General features: G+C 63.0%; 18 protein-coding genes. 8 read left to right on the forward strand and 10 right to left on the reverse strand.

All coding sequences use genetic code 11. From position 1 onward, the window contains the following. The first annotated feature begins 22 nt into the window (after positions 1-22). Both NT26_RS13345 and NT26_RS13350 read left to right on the forward strand, forming a co-directional pair. Positions 23-1,198: a zinc-dependent alcohol dehydrogenase gene (locus tag NT26_RS13345; RefSeq protein WP_052639422.1), complete on the forward strand. Its 1,176-nt coding sequence runs from the start codon at positions 23-25 to the stop codon at positions 1,196-1,198. Positions 1,199-1,214: 16 nt separating this feature from the next. Continuing rightward, positions 1,215-1,790: a hypothetical protein gene (locus NT26_RS13350; protein WP_052639424.1), complete on the forward strand. Its 576-nt coding sequence runs from the start codon at positions 1,215-1,217 to the stop codon at positions 1,788-1,790. Between the two features lie 128 nt (positions 1,791-1,918). Here the strand turns inward: NT26_RS13350 and NT26_RS13355 are convergent, their stop codons facing one another. The 3 genes from NT26_RS13355 to odc2 all read right to left on the reverse strand — a co-directional run bounded on the left by NT26_RS13355 (position 1,919) and on the right by odc2 (position 4,971). Continuing rightward, entirely contained in the window at positions 1,919-3,004 is a 1,086-nt protein-coding gene (locus NT26_RS13355) for an acyltransferase family protein (RefSeq protein WP_052639426.1), read from the reverse strand. A gap of 168 nt (positions 3,005-3,172) precedes the next feature. Further along, a complete protein-coding gene (locus tag NT26_RS13360) occupies positions 3,173-3,742 on the reverse strand; it encodes a GNAT family N-acetyltransferase (protein ID WP_052639428.1) in 570 nt (189 codons plus the stop codon). 95 nt (positions 3,743-3,837) lie between these two features. Beyond that, a complete protein-coding gene (gene odc2, locus NT26_RS13365; RefSeq protein ID WP_052639429.1) occupies positions 3,838-4,971 on the reverse strand; it encodes an ornithine/lysine decarboxylase in 1,134 nt (377 codons plus the stop codon). Positions 4,972-5,515: 544 nt separating this feature from the next. Between odc2 and NT26_RS13370 the strand changes: the two genes are divergently transcribed. From NT26_RS13370 to NT26_RS13380, 3 genes are all read left to right on the forward strand, one after another. Beyond that, positions 5,516-6,412 (forward strand): LysR family transcriptional regulator, encoded by an 897-nt coding sequence (locus NT26_RS13370; RefSeq protein WP_052639430.1) that lies wholly within the window; start codon positions 5,516-5,518, stop codon positions 6,410-6,412. A gap of 73 nt (positions 6,413-6,485) precedes the next feature. Next, on the forward strand, positions 6,486-7,127 hold the full coding sequence (locus tag NT26_RS13375) for a DUF1007 family protein (protein WP_052639432.1): 642 nt from the start codon (positions 6,486-6,488) through the stop codon (positions 7,125-7,127). After that, a complete protein-coding gene (locus NT26_RS13380; protein ID WP_052639434.1) occupies positions 7,121-8,170 on the forward strand; it encodes a nickel/cobalt transporter in 1,050 nt (349 codons plus the stop codon). Before NT26_RS13375 ends, NT26_RS13380 begins: the two co-directional genes overlap by 7 nt. Here NT26_RS13380 and NT26_RS13385 read toward each other — a convergent pair. From NT26_RS13385 to NT26_RS13400, 4 genes are all read right to left on the reverse strand, one after another. Further along, positions 8,167-8,382: a hypothetical protein gene (locus NT26_RS13385; RefSeq protein WP_052639436.1), complete on the reverse strand. Its 216-nt coding sequence runs from the start codon at positions 8,380-8,382 to the stop codon at positions 8,167-8,169. The two genes, NT26_RS13380 and NT26_RS13385, sit on opposite strands and share 4 nt — an antisense overlap. Further along, positions 8,379-9,071, reverse strand: coding sequence for a GNAT family N-acetyltransferase (locus NT26_RS13390; RefSeq protein ID WP_052639439.1), 693 nt, complete (start codon positions 9,069-9,071; stop codon positions 8,379-8,381). Before NT26_RS13390 ends, NT26_RS13385 begins: the two co-directional genes overlap by 4 nt. Positions 9,072-9,139: 68 nt before the next feature. Beyond that, complete coding sequence (locus tag NT26_RS13395; RefSeq protein ID WP_052639443.1) at positions 9,140-9,841, reverse strand: tellurite resistance TerB family protein; 702 nt, start codon at positions 9,839-9,841, stop codon at positions 9,140-9,142. A 74-nt stretch (positions 9,842-9,915) separates the two neighbouring features. Beyond that, a complete protein-coding gene (locus NT26_RS13400; RefSeq protein WP_052639445.1) occupies positions 9,916-10,554 on the reverse strand; it encodes a 2-dehydro-3-deoxy-phosphogluconate aldolase in 639 nt (212 codons plus the stop codon). Between the two features lie 152 nt (positions 10,555-10,706). On the opposite strand from NT26_RS13400, the gene NT26_RS13405 reads away from it, so the two are divergent. The 3 genes from NT26_RS13405 to trhO all read left to right on the forward strand — a co-directional run bounded on the left by NT26_RS13405 (position 10,707) and on the right by trhO (position 13,099). Beyond that, positions 10,707-11,201: a CYTH domain-containing protein gene (locus tag NT26_RS13405; protein WP_052642177.1), complete on the forward strand. Its 495-nt coding sequence runs from the start codon at positions 10,707-10,709 to the stop codon at positions 11,199-11,201. Beyond that, positions 11,179-12,093 (forward strand): CHAD domain-containing protein, encoded by a 915-nt coding sequence (locus NT26_RS13410; RefSeq protein ID WP_052639447.1) that lies wholly within the window; start codon positions 11,179-11,181, stop codon positions 12,091-12,093. Before NT26_RS13405 ends, NT26_RS13410 begins: the two co-directional genes overlap by 23 nt. A gap of 64 nt (positions 12,094-12,157) precedes the next feature. After that, positions 12,158-13,099, forward strand: coding sequence for an oxygen-dependent tRNA uridine(34) hydroxylase TrhO (gene trhO, locus NT26_RS13415; RefSeq protein WP_052639450.1), 942 nt, complete (start codon positions 12,158-12,160; stop codon positions 13,097-13,099). Between the two features lie 76 nt (positions 13,100-13,175). Here the strand turns inward: trhO and NT26_RS13420 are convergent, their stop codons facing one another. The 3 genes from NT26_RS13420 to NT26_RS13430 are packed head-to-tail and all read right to left on the reverse strand — an operon-like array spanning position 13,176 to position 15,678. Continuing rightward, positions 13,176-13,952, reverse strand: a complete 777-nt coding sequence (locus tag NT26_RS13420) for a MetQ/NlpA family ABC transporter substrate-binding protein (protein ID WP_052639452.1) — start codon at positions 13,950-13,952, stop codon at positions 13,176-13,178. A 27-nt stretch (positions 13,953-13,979) separates the two neighbouring features. Further along, on the reverse strand, positions 13,980-14,648 hold the full coding sequence (locus NT26_RS13425) for a methionine ABC transporter permease (protein WP_052639454.1): 669 nt from the start codon (positions 14,646-14,648) through the stop codon (positions 13,980-13,982). Further along, a complete protein-coding gene (locus NT26_RS13430; protein WP_052642179.1) occupies positions 14,638-15,678 on the reverse strand; it encodes a methionine ABC transporter ATP-binding protein in 1,041 nt (346 codons plus the stop codon). Before NT26_RS13430 ends, NT26_RS13425 begins: the two co-directional genes overlap by 11 nt. Positions 15,679-15,721 lie beyond the last annotated feature (43 nt).

The following is a 15,721-nucleotide window of genomic DNA, read 5'->3' on the forward strand; positions in this document are numbered from 1 at the left end:
ACATCAACCGAAGGAGAAGCCTGTGAAAGCTCTCGTCTGGCACGGAAAAGAGGATATCCGCTGCGACACGGTCTCGGATCCCGAGATCGAGGACGCTCGCGACGCGATCATCAAGGTCACCAGCTGTGCCATATGCGGTTCCGACCTTCACCTCTTCCACAATTTCATTCCGGCGATGGAGCCGGGTGACGTCATGGGCCACGAGATGATGGGCGAGGTGGTGGAAGTGGGCTCCGGCATCAACGGCGCCCTTAAGAAGGGCGACCGGATCGTGGTACCCTTCACCATCCTCTGCGGTGAATGCGACCAGTGCAAGCGGGGCAACTTCTCCGTTTGCGAGCGCTCCAACCGCAACAAGGACATGGCGGACAAGGTTTTCGGCCACGCAACCGCAGGCCTCTTCGGCTATACGCACCTGACGGGCGGCTATCCAGGCGGCCAGGCGGAATATCTTCGCGTACCCTTTGCCGACAAGACCCACATCAAGGTGCCCGATAGCCTGACCGACGAACAGGCCCTCTTCCTCGGCGATATCTTCCCCACCGGCTGGCAGGCTGCGGTCAATTGCGACATCCAGCCGACCGACACTGTGGCCATCTGGGGCTGCGGCCCTGTCGGACAGATGGCGATCCGCAGCGCCGTCCTTCTCGGCGCCAAGCAGGTCCTCGCGATAGACTGCATTCCCGAACGGCTATCCATGGCCGAGGCAGGTGGTGCGATCACCATCAACTTCCAGACAGAAAGCGTGGTGGAGCGTCTGAACGACCTCACCGCGGGCAAGGGCCCGGAAAAGTGCATCGACGCGGTCGGACTTGAATCCCATGTCTCGATGGGCCAGCCGGATACGCTTCTCGACCGCGCCAAGCAGATGGTGATGCTGGAGAGTGACCGGCCGCATGTGCTGCGCGAGATGATCTACGTCTGCCAGCCCGGCGGCATCATCTCGATTGCGGGCGTCTATGGCGGGCTTGTCGACAAGATCCCGATGGGGCCGGCGATGAACAAGAGCCTCACCTTCCGCATGGGCCAGACCCACGTCAACCGCTGGACCGACGATCTCGTCCGCCGGATCGAGGAAGGCCAGATCGATCCCTCCTTCGTCATCACCCATACGGCGAAGCTCGAGGACGGACCGGACATGTATAAGGTCTTTCGCAACAAGCAGGACGGCTGCGTCAAGGTCGTGCTGAAGACTTGAGGATCGGAGAACAGTGATGAACCATATCGCCAACGCCGTACAGCGCTCGGACAATCCAAGGGTGATCGAAACGGGCCCGAGCTCCCTCTCCAGCACCGATCGCCTCGCCCGCAATCTCGGCTGGTTCAGCATCGGGCTCGGCATCGCCGAACTGGTCGCCGCCAGACGCATCAGCCGCGCCATCGGCATGGAAGGATCCGAAAGCCTGATCCGCGCCTTCGGCGCCCGCGAGATCGCCAGCGGCATGCTGACGCTTTCGGTGGACAAGAAGGCAGGGCTCTATAGCCGGGTCGCAGGTGACGCGGTCGACCTCGCCGTGCTGAGCACCGCAGTCACGGACGACAATCCGAAGCGCGGCAATGCGGCGCTCGCACTCGCCATGGTGTCCGGGGTGACGCTGCTCGACGTTGCGGCCGCACTCGCAACTCGGCAACAGAGCAGGCGCGACGAGAACGACATCCGTGATTACAGCGACCGCAGCGGTTTCCCCAATGGCGTCGAGGCTGCCCGCCGCGATGGGCAACAGGAGGGCGAGGCGCCGGTCAAGGCGCTTCCCGCGCCGCAGCTGGCGCTGTCAGAGCAGCGCATGTGAGACGGTTCAGCCCGCTCCTTTCCCGGGAGCGGCCAGTTCATCGTTTGAAAGCAGTCGTCGCAACGGCGCCCAACTCGCCCATCCCTTTTAGCCTTCTCCGTCGGTGGACCCTGCGCGTTGGGGCCGAACTAGTGCGGCACCTGTGATACTGCTATGGGGGCAGGGCTTTGAGGTGGACAACCGGCATTCTTCCGCTGCCCCACTCTCTTGGACAGATCCATGCTTGGCCGCTCAAAAAGCCACCAGAAGACGGTCGCAAAGCTGACACAGCCCAGGATCGAAAGTCCCCACCAAACCAGATCCCCCAGTGACGAGCGGGGCCCCAGCATGGTCGCGATGCGAAAAATCCCGCCAGTGACAATATTATGCGTCAGGTAGAGCGAATAGGAGATCAGGCCCAGAAACTGCAGCCATCGCCAGTTCAGCCCGACGCTGATTTGCCCGTAGATGGATGCCCAGAAAAGGGACAGCGCCGTCGCCGAGCACACGACCCTAAAGGCGTCGTCCGCCCATAGGCCGGATAGAAGCAGCACTGTCGCGTAGATCAGAAATAGAGGTACAAGTCTCGGCTGCTGCCATGTCCAGTAGACTGCCACCCCGAGAAGGAAGCCATACCACAGCGGCAAGAAGAGCCCGGACCAGAGTTCAGGTCCGAGGCCGAGCGGCCAAACAAGGCTGACGGCGCAGGCTGCAACGATTCCGGCTGGTCTGAAGCCGCTCACTCCGATGAGCAGGGCGTAGACGAGGTAGAACTGGATTTCGAGGCATAGCGTCCAGAAGACGGGGCTGATTGCCGGGTAGTCCAAAAGGTCCTGAACGTAGAAAATGTGTGCGAGGATCTGCGGAGCAGTGTAAATCGGCATTTCCCGGCCGGCTACCACGTAAGAGGAGAGCACCGCGAAGGCGATAGTGGCCGCGATCGAAACCCAATAGGCCGGATCGAGCCGAAGCGAACGCTTCAGGGTAAAACGGCCGAGTTCCCGAAGAGTCATCGGTCGGTTGTAAAGCGAATGGGCGATGACGAAGCCGCTCAGTACGAAAAACACGGCGACGCCGAGGCCGGCATGCAGCACCCCCGCCTCAACCCACGCCGGAAACAGCGCCATCAAACGTTCCACATGTCCGGCCGAAACAGCATGATACAAAACCACGCCCATCGCCGCCGCGCCGCGCAACGCATCGACAACCGTGAACCGCCCTGACAATTCGCGCATTGCATCCCCCTTGCTGCTCTAGAAAGTAACAGCAGCAACAAGGGGTCGGTAGATAAGCGCCCATCCTACAATAAGGCAAACCTGCACAAATTGGCAGCGGCGGCCTACTCCATAAGGTGAACCGCGGACTGCGTCAGGCAGGCCCGGAGCTTGCACGGGTCTCCGCCGTCAGAAGGCAAGCTTGCGTCCGCTCGCGACGATCATGCCGGCGGCACCGTCCAGCCAGCCGGACTTGAGCTCCAGCGCCAGGAAGCGGTCACGATCAGAGGGGCCGGGCATGACGAGGTGCCGGGTCTTTTGGCTTGAGAAGCCGAAGCGCTCGTAATAGGCGGCATCGCCCATCAGCAGGATTGCGCCGTGGCCGCGCCGATCAGCCTCCGCGATCGCCGCCCGCATGAGGGCCCCGCCGATGCCGTGGCCTTCCTGCGTGCAGTCGACGGCGAGCGGGCCGAGCAGAAGCGCCTCGACCGGCGCGCCCTGCTGGCTGATGCCGGCTTCGATGTTCCACAGGCGCACGGTACCGATCACGTGACCGCCTTCGTCGCGGGCAACAAGGGCGAGGCCTTCGGCCGGCAATCTGCCGCGGCGGATCTTCTCCGACGATTTCCTGCGGCGCTCCGGTCCCATGACCCGGTCGAGCAGGTTTTCACGCGCGACGACATCTGCCGGCGTTTCGCTATCGATCGTATAGGTGGTCGGCGCAAAGAATGCGCGCACAGTGTCAAGAACAGCGGCCATGGCGGCCTCCCGTACCCAATACCGTTATCAGCGGCGATGAAGAGGAATTGTGAGCTTGCCGCCCCGGCTGGTTACGGGGCCGGCGGTGTCAGGCCTTAGATGACGTAGCTCTTCAGCGGATCGAAGCCGTTGAAGGCAACCGCCGAATAGGTCGTCGTATAGGCACCGGTGCCTTCGATCAGTACCTCGTCACCGATCGTCAGCGAGATCGGCAGCGGATACATGTTCTTCTCGTAGAGCACGTCGGCGGAATCGCAGGTCGGGCCGGCGAGCACGCAAGGCTCCATTTCGTCCGCGTCGCGCTCCGTGCGGATCGGATAGCGGATCGCCTCATCCATCGTCTCGGCGAGGCCGCCGAACTTGCCGATGTCGAGGAAGACCCAGCGATGGTTGTCGTTGTCGGACTTCTTCGACACGAGAACCACTTCCGCCTTGATCACTCCCGCATTGCCGACCATGCCGCGGCCCGGCTCGATGATCGTCTTCGGCAGGTTGTTGCCGAAGTGCGACCGCAGAGCAGCGAAGATCGCCTGGCCGTAGGCTTCCGCAGACGGGATGTCGCGGAGATACTTGGTCGGGAAGCCACCGCCCATGTTGACCATCTGCAGGTGGATGCCCTGCTTGGCCAGCTGAGCGAAGACCCGCTTGGCATCGGCAAGCGCGGAATCCCAGGCATCGACCTTCATCATCTGCGAGCCGACGTGGAAGGATACGCCGTAGGATTCAAGGCCGAGCTGGTGCGCGTAGACGAGCACGTCGACGGCCATCTGCGGCACACAGCCGAACTTGCGCGACAGCGGCCATTCGGCACCTTCGCCATCAGTCAGCACGCGGCAGAAGACCTTCGCGCCGGGAGCGGCACGGGAAATCTTCTCGACTTCCTCGTGGCTGTCGACGGCAAAGAGACCGATGCCGAGCGCGTGTGCGCGGGCAACGTCGCGTTCCTTCTTGATCGTGTTGCCGTAGGAGATCCGGTCCGGCGTCGCACCTGCGTCGAGCGCCATCTGGATTTCCGCAACCGACGCGCAGTCGAAGCTCGAGCCGAGAGAGGCGAGCAGCTTCAGGATTTCCGGCGCCGGGTTCGCCTTGACGGCATAGTAGATCGCGCTGTCCGGCAGGGCGTGGCGGAATGCGTGGAAATTGTCGCGCACGACATCGAGGTCGACGACGAGGCAGGGGCCTTCGGGGCGTCGGGTCTTGATGAAATCGAGAATACGAGCGGTCGTCATCTTGCAGTCCCTCAAAATTCCAAGCTCCGGCGGACCGGAGGACAAAGGGCGGATGAGGTATGCGATCGCGCCAGCCGGTGGAGACCCCGACGCCGCTACACGCTCATACGCGCAAACAATGGATCAGCGCCCTGCCACGGGCAAAGATCCGGCTTTGTCTGCCATGGATTGGAGGGATTATCCCACCGCACTTCCGGCAATGATGGTGTGCCTCTTCAGTGACCCCGGCTGATGGAAAGCCGGAAGAGAACCAGAAAGGCCCGCACCGTCGTTGCTTCAAGATGTCCTCGCATTTCCCGGTTGGCCGGAATAGCGACTGGAGGGGTTAGTTCCAGGTACCTTACCGATGACCTCACCTTAGGGATGAATCCCAGTTCGAGGGTCGGCGGACACCCACAGGCACGTGCGACTTTGGGCAGCACGGGAGATAAGAATATTCGCCTTCACAATCAAGAGATTTTTTCGGCTGTTTATCTATTTTTCACATTGCCGCCGGGAACCTGAATTCCCAACTAGGCGTGGGGCCAGAAAAGGGACGATCGTATTGGACACCTTGACGCGCATGCGCGCCTTCATCGACGTGGTGGAAGCGGAGGGCTTTTCGGCTGCCTCGCGGCGGACGGGCCGCTCGAAAGCCTTGCTTTCCAAGTATGTGAAGGAGCTGGAGGACGATCTTGGCGCCCTGCTCCTGAACCGCACGACGCGGCAGTTCTCCATGACCGAGGCCGGCCATACCTACTACCGGACGGCGGCCGACATCCTGAAGGAGATCGACAACCTCGCCGACCTGGTGCGCGAGAACAATGCGGACCTGAAAGGCCGACTCAGAGTATCGGTGCCGCGCACCTTCGTGGATGCCGAAGTCGGCCAGTCGCTGATCGACTTCGCCAAGGAGCATCCCGATGTCTCGCTGGAAATCGTCGCGGAGGATCGCTTCGTCGACCTGATCGAGGAGAGCTTCGACCTCGCGATCCGCATCACAAAGCTTGAGGACTCCGGGCTGATCGCCCGCAAGATCGCCGATTTCCGGGTTTATGCCTGCGCGTCCGCGGATTTCGTAGCACGGCACGGCCCGATCGACACGCCGCAGGATCTTTCGCGCATCCCCTTTCTGATCGATACCAATTCCCGCTGGCACAACAATGTCCGCTTCTCCGGCTCCGACGGCAACACGATCTCCGTACCGGTCAGCGGCCCGGTCGAGGTGAACAGCCCGCAGGCAACCTTGCGTGCCGCGAAGGCGGGTCTGGGCGTTGCGATCATCCCGGATTTCATCGCAAACCCCGCCATTCAGGCGGGCGATCTGGTCACGCTTCTCGATGAATATATCGCCAAGGACCGCGGAATCTACGCCGTCTATCCGCATCGCCGCTACCTGCCCGCCAAGGTGCGCAGCTTCGTCGACTACCTGGCCGTCTGGTTCCGCAGGCACCAGCGTTGACAGCAGGTCGAAATTCCGACCCATTTCCTGCCCAAATACGGCAGATGTTCCAATCCGGAGACACGGTCCTCGCATGAAATACCTCCTGCCTTCGGTGACTGCCTTGGCGCTGGCGCTGCCGGGAATGGCCGCCGCGCACCCTCACATCTTCGCGGAGGCGCGACTGGAGGTCGTAGCCGCCGACGATGGCAGCATCTCGGAACTGCGTCACGTATGGCGATTCGACGAGGTGTTCTCGTCGAGCGTGCTGCTCGATTTCGACCAGAACACGAACCTCAAGCTTGACGAGGCCGAACTGGCGGAGCTCGGCGAGATCATGCGGGCCTCGCTTGCGGATTTCGACTACTTCACGACAATCTCTGTGGACGGCAAGAGTGCAGCGATTGTGAAACCGGACGCGATCCATGTCTCGTTCGAGGAGAACCAGATTCTCATCTTCTTCGCGGTCCGGCCGGAGGCGCCGCTGCCGCTGAAGGGCAAGCTCGCCTTCGGCGTCTACGATCCCTCCATGTACACGGCCATCGATTTCCCGACCGACGAAGACCTCGTCGCGCAGGGCAAGGCGGCCGACGCATGCCAGCGGCAGGTCGTTCGCCCCGATCCCGACGAGATCATTGCCCAGAACAGCGAAACGCTGACCGAAGCCTTCTTCGAAGACCCCTCGGGTAACGATATGTCCAAGCTCTTTGCAACACGACTGGAGCTGACCTGCTGATGCGGTCGAGACGTCTGGTTCTGCTGCTGGTGGGGCTGGCGCTGGCTGGAGCCGCGCATGCGCAGTCGCCGCTCGGCGTCGGGTCGGCTGAACCGGCCTTCAGCATCGGCGGCCCGCTCGGTGGCTTCCTCGGCTGGATCAACGACTATCAGCAGACCTTCTACCGCGCGCTCACCGGCGCCCTGAAGGCGATGCGCGACGATCCGTGGGCGCTGAGCGGGCTGGTCGGCCTCTCCTTCGCCTACGGTGTATTCCACGCAGCCGGACCGGGGCACGGCAAGGCGGTGATCTCTTCCTACATGATCGCCAACGAGGTCGAGCTTCGGCGTGGCGTGGCGATATCCTTCATCTCCTCGCTCCTTCAGGGGCTTGTGGCAGTACTCCTGGTCGGCACGGCCTTCTTCCTCCTCAGGGGCAGCGGCATCACCATGACGGCCGCAACCCGCGCCATGGAAATCGCGAGCTTCGCGCTGATTGCCGCCTTCGGCGCCTGGCTGCTGGTCCGCAAGCTGATGGTGCTTCGTGCGGCACCCGGGCCCGTTCTGGCGGGCGCAGGCAACGCAATGTCGCCCCGGCCCATGCGGCTCGGGCCCAAGCCGCCTGCCGCGTCCGCCTTCCAGGCGATCGACGTGACGGACCATTATTATCGGGGAAGCGGCGACGCCTGCGAAACCTGCGGCGTCGCCCATGCGCCGGATCCGAGCCTCCTCGGCGGGAACCGCTTCGGAGCCCGGGAAGCCTGGTCGGCCATTGTTGCCGTCGGGCTGCGTCCCTGCTCCGGCGCGATCCTGGTCATGAGCTTCTCGCTCCTGAATAGCCTCTATCTCGGCGGAATGCTCTCGGTACTGGCGATGTCGCTCGGCACCGCCATTACCGTCTCTGTCCTCGCTATCATCGCCGTGACGGCGAAGGATCTCGCCGTTCGCTTTGCCGGTCCCGGATCACGCACCGCAGGCCGGGTCGCGACCGGCTTCGAGATCGCCGGCGCGCTCTTCATCCTGCTGATCGGCCTCTCGCTGCTCGGGGCGGCACTCCAGGCCTAGACGTCGGTCTTGCGCCGCTGATGGCGGGCTCGCAGCCAGAAGATCAGGAAGAACGAGGCGACCGCCAGCACGCCGAACGCTGCCGCGAGATAGGGCGAGAAGGTCTCCGCCAACCAGATCATGATCGGCGGCATGACGAAGAACAGCGTCATGAAGCCGACGAAGATAAGTGCCGCAGCCACTGCGGGGCTGCGTCCGCCCTCGCCGCTCATGCCGCCGCTCCCTGCGAAAGCTCCGAGCGGATATCCTCCAGGCGCCGCTTCTGGCTTCCGTCGGGCTCAAAGTTGGCCGGGGCAAGCCATGCCTCCAAAGCCTGCTTCAGCACCGGCCACTCACTGTCGATCATCGAGAACCATGCGGTATCGCGGTTGGCGCCTTTCGAGATGACATGCTGGCGGAAGACACCTTCGAAGGTGAAGCCGTAGCGGACAGCGGAGCGTTTGCTGGCCTCGTTCTCGTTGTGGCATTTCCACTCGTAGCGGCGGTAGCCGAGATCCTCGAACACGTGTCGAGCCATGAGGTAATGCGCCTCGGTGGTCAGCGGCGATCGCTGGACATCCGGGCCATGGGCCACCGAGCCGACCTCGACGACACCATTCTTCGGATCCGGCCGCATATAGCTCGCCATGCCGACGATCCGCCCGCTGATATTGTCCCGGAAGACCAAGGTCACGAAATTACTCTGCGTGCGAGCCTTTTCGAGCCACGCACCAAAATCGTCGATCCCGGCGAAGTCATCATTGGGGAAGTAGCGGGTGAGCTGGTTGACACCCATGCCTCCCAGTCCTTCCCATAGCGGCTCAAGGTGGCGTCCGGCCTCGTAGGGCTCCAGCGTCACGAAGCGGCCCCGCAACGTGACGGGGCCGGGTGCTTCAACCTTGTAGTTCCTGAGATCACGCATGGTCTGCCTCTTGTCCGGGTCGAGGCTTAGGCCAGCTGCCGGACAAAGGCAACCGGCCGAAGGGGAACCTAGGCCTGAACCTTGGCGGCCGAGACTGTGGCGTCGATGTGGTCGAGCAGCGCATCCGGCAGGCCGAGGCGACCCGCGAGGAGGTCGAGATAGCCGCGTTCGGCGCGCGTATCCGGATCGATGGTGAGCCGGGTGGCGGTGTAGAGCTCCACCTTCTGCTCCTCGGTGCGAGCTGAGGCGACGAGATCGTCTATATCGACGGGATTGGCGAGCTCGTTGGCGATGAAGGCTTCAGCCTCGGATCCGAGGTCGACCGCATGCACCTTGTCCATGATGTTCGCCCGCTCCGCGGCATCGATGTGGCCGTCGGCCTTGGCGGCGGCGATCATCGCGCGGATCAGGGTCAGGGCAAAGTCATTGCTGAGCGCGGAGGACTGCGGGTTGAAGGGCGAATCCACCGGCGGCGGCAGGATCTCAGGTTCCTTATGCGTCACCGTCTGGGGCGATTGGCCGGACTGGTAGTTCTTGTAGGCCATGTAGCCGAGACCCGCGATCGCCGCGAGCCCGCCCACGGTGGCGACATTGCCGGCGAGCTTTCGCCCCGTCTTGGTGCCGAGCAGCGCCGCAGCAATACCCGCCGTCTTCCAGGGGTTGTTCTTCGCGATGTCGCCGAACTGGCCGGCCCGGCCGAGTATATCCCCCGACTTGCCGCCCATCTGCGGCCCGAGGAACTGGTCAAGAAGCTTCTTGGCGTCGAACATCGTGATCTCCCTGTTGATGATGACAGGGAGATAGGGTGGCAAGGGCCGAATTACAAAAGCGGCAACGGAAGAAGTTATGCCTTGATCGCCGCGGCTTCGCTGGCGAGCCTCGTGATGCCCGCCCAGTCGCCGGCGGCAACCAGTTCCTTGGGCGCAACCCAGGAGCCGCCGACACAGACGACGTTCGGCAGCGACAGGTAATCCTTCGCATTCTTCAGCGAGATGCCGCCGGTCGGGCAGAACAGCGTGCCGGCAAGCGGCGACGAGAGCGCCTTGAGGTAGGCAGCGCCGCCCGCCTGTTCGGCCGGAAAGAACTTCATCACCTCCACGCCTTCCTCGCGCAGCGCCATGACCTCGCTCGGCGTCGCCGCACCCGGCAGGATCGGCACGTCGGAAGCCTTGGCAGCATCGAGGATGCCAAGGGTCACGCCCGGGCTGACGATGAAGGTGGAGCCGGCGGCAACGGCTGCGTCCCAGTCCCTGGCGCTGAGAATGGTGCCCGCGCCGACATTCGCACCTTCCACCTCGGCAGCAACGGCACGGATTGCATCGAGTGCGGCCGGCGTACGCATGGTGATCTCGATCGCCTTCAATCCGCCCGCAACGAGCGCCCGCGCAAGCGGTACCGCCGACTTTGCGTCATCGACGATCAGCACCGGAACCACCGGCTGGGCCTTCAGGATCGCGAGGAGTTTTTCGGTCTTGGCGGTCATCGGCGCTTCCGTTTCAAACGATTGAACTGATCCGCTCCGATTATCCCCCTCCCCCCGACTTGTCGAGGAAAAATAAACCTTCCGCCGCTGTGAAGGTTTGCCAAATGGCGGTTTTGCCATAGGTTTCAGCAAGACCGGGAACGGGGATGCGCATGGCCAAGGAAATCGAGCGGAAGTTTCTGGTGAAGGACGACGGGTGGCGCGCAGAAGCGGTCTCGGCTTCCACCTTCATCCAGGCCTATGTCGCCACGCAGGAGGATCGATCGCTGCGCGTGCGGCTGATCGACGACAAGCGCGCCACCCTTACCATCAAGATCGGCCGGCAGCTCATCAGCCGCGACGAATTTGAATACGACATCCCCGTCGAGGATGCCCGCGAACTGATCGGCAGCGCCCTCGGCATCGTGCTGGAGAAGACGCGCCATGAGGTGGAGCACGAAGGCTTCACCTGGGAAGTGGACGTCTATGCCGGGGCCTATGAAGGCCTGGTCGTGGCCGAGGTGGAGATGGAACATGAAGACCAGCAGCCCCCCTTGCCGTCCTGGGTCGGGCAGGAGGTAACGGGGGACCGCCGGTTCTCCAATCTGGTGATGGCGACCGAGGACCTGAGCGGGGAGCTTTGCGGTGGCGTTTCGCATTCGGCCTGATCGCCCATTCACCGCCGAGTTCAGGAAGGTTGCCCGAACGCAGCTGGAAAAGGCGATCCATTTCCTGGAGAACCAGCCCGAGGGCCCCCACGAGGCAATCCATGGGGCGCGCAAGAAGTTCAAGCGCGTCCGCGCCCTCTACCGCCTGATCCAGCCGGATGCCAAGGAGTTCCGGCAGCGCGAGAACGCCCGCATCCGCGACATGGCGAAGACGCTTTCGGCGGTACGCGACGCCACTGCGCTGGTCGAGACGGTCGACTACCTTGCTTCTGAAGCGACATCACCAGACGAGATCTCGGCGCTTGCCTTCGCCTCCAAGGCCCTGATCGAGCGACGCGACCAGATCGCATCGGAGGAGCTGGACCTGGCGGACAAGATCGCCGCCGCCATCGGCACATGCCGCGAGGCAATCGATGCACTGGACGAACTGGAACTCGATGACGGTTCCCGCAAGACCTCGCGGCGACTGGCAAAAGCCTGGCGAAAGCAGGCGTCGCGCGCGGCGGCTGATCTTGTCGCCTGTGAGGAAGGCGCGGATGCCGAAGCCTTCCACGACCTCCGCAAGGTGGGCCAGATCTACTGGATGCACCTGGCACTCCTTTCCGACCTCTGGCCATCGGCCATGCAGGCCAAGCGGAGGGAGGCGAAGGCACTGGTGGATGTGCTCGGCCATGAGCACGATCTTTCGGTCCTGACCCAGGTGGTGAACGAAAACCCCGAGCTCTTCGGCGACAGCGATACTCTGGCAAGACTGATCGGAGCGATCATCGCCCGCCAGCAGGACCTGCGTCAGCGGGCGATCGAGCAGGCAAGGCTTGTGTTCGCGGACGATGCCGATACGGAGGCCACCCGCATCGCGCTCCTTTGGCAGGAGGCGGCATCGCGCAGGTAGCGGAGGGCCCGACAGCGACAGAAAGCGCGTTGCGTGGCCGACCGTCTGGTAGTATTTCCCCACCATGACCGACACCACGACCATCGACCGGCCGGCAGCAGGCACCACTTGCGTGGCCGCGCTCTACCACTTTGCGACCTTTCCGCGCTACGAGACCTTCCGCGCGCCGCTGCAGGCGGTCTGCGACGAGAACGGCATCAAGGGCACGCTGCTCATCGCCCGCGAGGGGATCAACGGCACCGTCGCCGGGACGGATGAGGCAATTGCGCGCCTTCTCGCCTTCCTGCGCGCCCAGCCGGAATTTGCGAAGCTGGAGCACAAGGAGAGCCGCGCCTCGAAGATGCCCTTCCTGCGCATGAAGGTCCGCCTGAAGAAGGAAATCGTCACCATGGGCGTCGAGGACATCGACCCCAACAAGATCGTCGGCACCTATGTGGATCCGAAGGACTGGAACGCGCTGATCTCCGACCCGGAGACGATCGTGATCGATACCCGCAACGACTACGAGACGGCGATCGGGATATTCAAGGGCGCGGTCGATCCGAAGACGAAGACCTTCCGGGAATTCCCCGATTGGGTGAAGAACAACACCGGCCTGCACAATAAGCCGAAGATCGCCATGTACTGCACCGGCGGCATCCGCTGCGAAAAGGCAACGGCCTTCATGAAGGAGCAGGGCTTCGATGACGTCTATCACCTCAAGGGCGGCATCCTGAAATATCTGGAAGAAGTGCCCGCCGAAGAGAGCCTGTGGGAGGGCGCCTGCTTCGTCTTCGACGAGCGCGTCTCGGTCGAGCACGGCCTCAAGGAAGGCAACCACAGGCTCTGCCACGCCTGTCGCAACCCCATCACGGCCGAAGAAGTGAACTCTCCCTACTACGAGGAAGGCGTTTCCTGCAGCCATTGCTACGACACGCGCACGGAAGCCGATCGGGAACGCTACCGCCAGCGCCAGCACCAGATCGCGCTGGCGAAGCAGCGTGGGCAGAAGCATATCGGCGGGTGACGTTCGTTCCATAGGTCCTCACGCAAAAGGCCGCGCCCCACGGGACGCGGCCTTTTCTCTATTTCCTGGGCCGCTATTACCAGCTGGCGATCACGGCACCCTTGAACTCTTCGGCGACGAATGCCTTCACTTCGTCATTGTGGTAGGAAGCGATCAGCGTCTTCAGCCACTCGGCATCCTTGTCTTCCGAGCGAACGGCGATGACGTTGACATAGGGGGCCTTCTCGCCTTCAAGCGCGATCGAGTCCGTCTTCGGGTTCATGCCCGCTTCGATGGCATAGTTGGTGTTGATGGCGGAAGCGTCGACGTCATCGAGCGACCGCGGCAGTTGCGCTGCGTCCAGTTCGACGAGTTGGATGTTCTTCGGGTTTTCGGTGACGTCGGCGATGGTGACCTTGACGCCCTTGGCCTCGTCAACCTTGATGAGCCCCTTGTCCGCGAGCAGCAGCAGCGCTCGGCCGCCATTCGTCGGGTCGTTCGGAATGGCGACGGAAGCGCCGTCCTGGAGTTCGTCGAGGCTCTTTACCTTCTTGGAATAGATGCCCATCGGGAAGTTGACGTTCGTGGCAACGCTGACGATGTCGAAGCCGCGGTCTGCGACCTGGTTGTCGAGATAGGGCTGGTGCTGGAAGGAATTGGCGTTGAGATCGCCATCGGCCAGCGCCTGGTTCGGCACGACATAGTCGGAGAACTCGAGGATCTCGATGTTGAGCCCCTTCGTGGCGGCGATTTCCTTCACCTTCTCCATGATCTGGGCATGCGGGCCAGGGGTGACGCCGATCTTGATGTCCTCGGCAAGCGCCGAGCCGGCGGCAAAGGCAGCGATGGCGGCTGCCAGGATGATCTTCTTCATGGTTCTCTCCTTGTTGGTTTTATGGGTTCAGTTCTTGCGGGTCCGCTTGTCGAAGTGGCGCGCGAGTATGTCGCCGGCGCTCTGGATCGCCTGGACGACGACGATCAGCACGACGACGACAGCGAGCATGACTTCCGGCATGAAGCGCTGGTAACCGTAGCGGATGCCGAGGTCGCCGAGTCCGCCGCCGCCGACTGCGCCAACCATGGCGGAATAGCCAACCAGACTGACGAGCGTCAGCGTCAGGCCAAGGACGATACCCGGGCGAGCTTCCGCCAGCAGGACCTTGGTGACGATCTGCAGGGGTGTCGCGCCCATGGCCCTTGCCGCTTCGATCAGGCCCTTGTCGACTTCGCGGATCGAGGACTCGATCAGCCGCGCAACGAAGGGAATGGTCGCGATCGTCAGCGGCACGATGGCTGCAGCGGTTCCGATCGAGGTTCCGGCGATCAGCCGCGTGAAGGGAATGATCGCCACGACGAGGATGATGAACGGCGTGGAGCGCGTCGCATTGACGATCGCACCGAAGATCTTGTTGACCGTCGGCGCCGGGAACAACTCGCCCTTCCCGCTGGTGGCAAGGAAGATGCCGATGGGCATCCCGATCAACGAGCCGATGAAGCCTGCAACGGCCACCATGTACATGGTCTGCAGGAGAGCCTTCCAGAGAAGGGAAAAGAGCATGTCAGGCGCCATAGCCGAGCACCTCCGTCGATAGACCGGTCTGCCGATAGAAGTCGCCGGCCCTTGTGAGGGTATCCGGATCGGCCGGATAGGAAACGACAAGCGATCCGTAAGGCTCGCCGGCGATCTCGTCGATCGCGCCGGCCAGTATGTTGACGTCAGGGCCGATCTCGGCGACCAGGCGCGCGGTCAGCGGCTGGAAGGCCGTCTCCCCGAAGAAGATCAGCCGTACGAGCGCACGATCACCCTCGGCCGGCGTCTGCTTCAGATCGGAACTGATCCATTCCGGCAGCTTCGCGCCAATCGCGGCCGACAGGAGCGAACGGGTGGTCTCGTGCTGGGGAGCAGTGAACACGTCGAATGTCCGTCCATTTTCCACGATCTTGCCCTTGTCGATGACCGCGACCTGCGAGGCGATCGTCTTCACCACCTCCATCTCGTGGGTGATGAGCAGGACGGTAAGGCCGAGGTCGCGGTTGATCGTCTTGAGGAGTTCCAGGATCGACTGCGTCGTCTCCGGGTCGAGTGCCGAGGTTGCCTCGTCCGACAGCAGAAGCTTGGGTTCCGTCGCCAGCGCCCGGGCAATGCCGATACGCTGCTTCTGCCCGCCGGAGAGTTCTGCCGGGTAGCGGCCGGATTTGTCACCGAGACCGACGAGGTCGAGGAGCGGCGCAACGCGATCGCGGATCGCCTTGCGGTCCATGCCTGCGATCTCGAGCGGCAGCGCCACGTTGTCGAAGGCCGTACGCGACGAGAGGAGATTGAAGTGCTGGAAGATCATGCCGACCTGTCGGCGCAGGTCACGCAGGCCCGGCTCCGGAAGGCTGCCCACTTCGACGCCGTCGACGACGACTCGTCCCGACGTCGCCTTCTCCAAGCCGTTGACCAGCCGGATGAGCGTCGACTTGCCTGCGCCCGACCGGCCTATGATGCCGGTGATCGCGCCCCGCGGGACAACCATGCTCACGCCGTCGAGCGCGGTGAATGCGGGCTGGTTCCCGGTGCCGCCGAAGCGCTTGGTGACCTCCTCGAACGTGACCATCGGGACAGCGGCCGGAGACTGATGGGGATCGACGCGGTTCATC

This window comes from Pseudorhizobium banfieldiae, from assembly GCF_000967425.1.
In the GTDB taxonomy this organism is placed as follows: Bacteria; Pseudomonadota; Alphaproteobacteria; order Rhizobiales; family Rhizobiaceae; genus Neorhizobium; species Neorhizobium banfieldiae.

Coding starts and splice junctions, on each gene's coding strand:
- NT26_RS13350 (WP_052639424.1), top strand. CDS start 1,215: ATGAACCATATCGCCAACGCCGTACAGCGCTCGGACAATCCAAGGGTG.
- NT26_RS13355 (WP_052639426.1), bottom strand. CDS start 3,004: ATGCGCGAATTGTCAGGGCGGTTCACGGTTGTCGATGCGTTGCGCGGC.
- NT26_RS13360 (WP_052639428.1), bottom strand. CDS start 3,742: ATGGCCGCTGTTCTTGACACTGTGCGCGCATTCTTTGCGCCGACCACC.
- odc2 (WP_052639429.1), bottom strand. CDS start 4,971: ATGACGACCGCTCGTATTCTCGATTTCATCAAGACCCGACGCCCCGAA.
- NT26_RS13375 (WP_052639432.1), top strand. CDS start 6,486: ATGAAATACCTCCTGCCTTCGGTGACTGCCTTGGCGCTGGCGCTGCCG.
- NT26_RS13385 (WP_052639436.1), bottom strand. CDS start 8,382: ATGAGCGGCGAGGGCGGACGCAGCCCCGCAGTGGCTGCGGCACTTATC.
- NT26_RS13390 (WP_052639439.1), bottom strand. CDS start 9,071: ATGCGTGATCTCAGGAACTACAAGGTTGAAGCACCCGGCCCCGTCACG.
- NT26_RS13395 (WP_052639443.1), bottom strand. CDS start 9,841: ATGTTCGACGCCAAGAAGCTTCTTGACCAGTTCCTCGGGCCGCAGATG.
- NT26_RS13400 (WP_052639445.1), bottom strand. CDS start 10,554: ATGACCGCCAAGACCGAAAAACTCCTCGCGATCCTGAAGGCCCAGCCG.
- NT26_RS13405 (WP_052642177.1), top strand. CDS start 10,707: ATGGCCAAGGAAATCGAGCGGAAGTTTCTGGTGAAGGACGACGGGTGG.
- trhO (WP_052639450.1), top strand. CDS start 12,158: ATGACCGACACCACGACCATCGACCGGCCGGCAGCAGGCACCACTTGC.
- NT26_RS13420 (WP_052639452.1), bottom strand. CDS start 13,952: ATGAAGAAGATCATCCTGGCAGCCGCCATCGCTGCCTTTGCCGCCGGC.
- NT26_RS13425 (WP_052639454.1), bottom strand. CDS start 14,648: ATGGCGCCTGACATGCTCTTTTCCCTTCTCTGGAAGGCTCTCCTGCAG.
- NT26_RS13430 (WP_052642179.1), bottom strand. CDS start 15,678: ATGGTCACGTTCGAGGAGGTCACCAAGCGCTTCGGCGGCACCGGGAAC.